General features: G+C 37.3%; 2 protein-coding genes. One reads left to right on the top strand and one right to left on the bottom strand.

Going from position 1 to position 3,037, the window contains the following annotated elements:
- Positions 1 to 1,068: acyltransferase family protein (locus tag ACEW8O_RS17435; protein WP_373495907.1), on the bottom strand; the 1,068-nt coding region annotated here is incomplete at its 3' end.
- A gap of 321 nt (positions 1,069 to 1,389) precedes the next feature.
- Here ACEW8O_RS17435 and ACEW8O_RS17430 point away from each other — a divergent pair.
- The gene (locus ACEW8O_RS17430; protein ID WP_373495906.1) at positions 1,390 to 2,787 is read left to right on the top strand and encodes a S8 family serine peptidase; all 1,398 of its coding nucleotides are present in this window, start codon (positions 1,390 to 1,392) and stop codon (positions 2,785 to 2,787) included.
- The last annotated feature ends 250 nt before the right edge of the window (positions 2,788 to 3,037 follow it).

The raw sequence follows: 3,037 nt of genomic DNA, 5'->3' as shown, positions 1-3,037 counted from the left end.
GAGTGAAGCATTTTTTGGTCCAAGCCAAGATGTGAATGCAGCATCGTAAATGACACCTTTCAGACTTATATCACCTATTTGGATGATGTGCATCACCGAGATCACAATTCCGGAAAGCACATATAAGATCAAAGGATTTCTGCCAAATACCTCGAAAGGATAAGTCCAATTTCTTTTTTTCCAGACTTCTATGACCATGATGAGGAATCCGATCAGAAAAAGGTCAAGACCTACTGTCAAAAGTACATAAGGACTAGTCCATATCTTTTTATTGATCGGGAAGAGATTGTCCCAAAGCAAACAGACTACTATCAAGATCAAACCGGAAACAAAAAGAGCCTTGACTGTTTTGTTGGTATTGCCCATTTGCTGTATAAATTTCCCGGCAAAGTATCCCGCAATCACATTGACCACAGAAGGGAAGGTGCTTAAGATACCTTCAGGTTCGAAAGGTATTCCTTCTCCTCCATAAAGATTTTTTGCCCCAATCAGCCAAAGATCGAGTTTCAATACTGCATTTCCTGTCAATGAATACGGATCTTCTTGATCACCGAAAAAATATAAAATTCCCCAATATCCCAATAAAGTGATAACACTAAATAAAATTGCACCTCTCTTTCCAAGATAGTATAAAATGAGAGAAGCCATCATATAGCAAAGGGCAATTCTCTGCAGTACGCCCAACAACCTGACGTTCCACCAATTGATCATAACGATTCCGCCTGTTTCATTATATTCAAAGAAAGGAAAAGCATTCAATCCCCAACCGATCAGAAAAATGATTGCTGTTCTTTTGAAAACCTTTTTGAGAAAAACTCCCTGATCCATTTTTTCCATTTTCCTCATACTGAAACTCATGGCATTGCCCACCACAAAAAGGAAAGTGGGGAAGACCAAATCCGTAATGGTGAAACCATGCCAGTCTGCATGTGCAAAAGGCGCATACAAATGACTCCAGCTTCCGGGAGTATTGACCACGATCATCAGGGCAATCGTCAGCCCACGCAGGACGTCAAGGGCTAGATATCTTTCTTGAATAGGAACTCCTTGAGGTTGGAGAATTGACATGGGATTTTTGGGTTAGGGTAATATATAAACAATTAAAAACAGTCTTTCTGCAAAATATAAAGAATGTATCTATTATGAAAATTTGTGGATAATTTCAGTGTTTTAAAGGAATAAATTTCAATGAGTTACTTTGATTTTTAGCAACAGATATTCAATTAATTTTCCATAATTACCTATAAAAACTACCAATAATATTCTATGTTGAATATTTGCCGATTTTATTTATTCTTTATGTGAATTAATCATTTGCATTTTTATAAAATTTATCATAACTTAATGGTTATTAAGTTTTTATATTCCCAATTTTTAAATTGATTCGCCATGAAAAATATTGCTTTGATTCTGTTATTCTATTTTGCAATTATTGCCTGCAGTCCTCAAAAGTCAGAAAATTCCAATGGCGATGAGGTAGATGAAACAGAAGAGGAGATAGGTGATATTGAAGGGTATTATATTGTTTTGTTGGATGAAAAAAAATATCCATCTGTTTTGGATCAATTCGGATTAAGTTCTGAAAAAGACGATCCAAAACTCATTGATGAGAAAGATCAGTATAGGTCATCGTTGCAGGATACTATCAAGAGTTTTTTGCCCAAAGGATTTATTGGTGAAGAACCTATATTGTTTACGGATTTTGCTGTGGGATTTTATGCCAAATTGGATAGTTCCCAAAAAGACAGCTTGATAAAAGATAAGGAGAATATAGAAGCTGTCTTTGAAGATTTTTGGGTTCAGGCTTCAGGAAGGCCTATTCAGCAGGGAAGGCCGATCCAACAGGGGAGACCAATACAACAGGGAAGGCCAATCCAGCAAGGTGACCCTGAATTGGCTGAATGGAACTATAACCCGCAGACAAAAACGAGTTGCGCAATCAATCAGGTAGGAGGGCCAAAAACAGCTAACCTTCCTTTGAGAAGGGTTTGGATGTTGGATTCCGGTGTGGATGGAAATCATGTGGATTTGGTCGAATCCATAGATAATATTAATGGAAAATCTTTTATTGATTTAGCAAGTGCATATCAGGATTCTACCGGCCACGGAACCCATCTGTCAGGAATTATTGCCGGGAAAGAAAGCCAAAGCTCGAATATACTTGGGGTCAACGGAATAACTCAAAATGCAAAGGTTGTTCCTGTAAAAGTTATAGATAGCCTTGGTTATTCCAATTTTGGAACAATTGTGGTCGCTTTGAATTACATAGCAAAAAATCGAAATCTTAAGGAGAAGGATGTTGTTTTGATGTCGTTTGGAACAATCACACGGGCAGTAAGGTGCGACCTAATTCAACAAGGAATTGTTCGCAGGATAAGAAAGTTAGCGCAAAGAGGGGTTTATATTGTGATGTCAGCTGGGAATTGTACTTTATATGATGAGGATTGTCAAACAAACAGAGATGCCTCAAAGAATTTTCCAGGATGTATTTCAGGTGATAATATATACACTATTGCAGCTTTGGACTTTGACTGTGATACTAGTGAATCAGAATTTTCAATGGCAGATTATTCTGCTTTTGGCCAGCCTCCGGTGGACTTTGTGCTTCCGGGTTCCAATATTTTATCGACCTATCCCAATAATAGTTATGCCCGGTTTTCAGGAACCTCAATGGCTGCGGCCTTATTTGCCGGAATGCTCTGTACTGTTGATAGTGTGGAATCAGACATGGATTTTATTTCCATCACATACAATGGTTTAAGTTATAGAATGCCGAAGTTAAGATAGGTCAAAAGAATAAAAACCGGAAACAAGGATTCTTAAAGATTCCTTTTTTTAGCTGGAAGCGGTAGTCCGATCTGATAATCCTTCGGGATGGTTTAGAAATAATTATTTTAGGGTAATTCCCTCTTGTCTCATCATAGTAATATCCCGTTCTATCCGGCTGATGATTTTTTTGAATTCTTTTTCCTTTGATACACTTTCAAATATAGGATTTTGTGTTAGCTTGATTATATCCATAAATTTCTTGTCATCA

It is taken from the genome of Aquiflexum sp., from assembly GCF_041749095.1.
Lineage (GTDB): Bacteria > Bacteroidota > Bacteroidia > Cytophagales > Cyclobacteriaceae > Aquiflexum.
Note: the sequence above shows the minus strand (reverse complement) of the source record. Positions and strands in the feature narration are given on the sequence as shown.

Bases quoted from the DNA above. Each gene is read 5' to 3' on its own strand.
- ACEW8O_RS17430 (WP_373495906.1), top strand. From the start codon at position 1,390: ATGAAAAATATTGCTTTGATTCTGTTATTCTATTTTGCAATTATTGCC.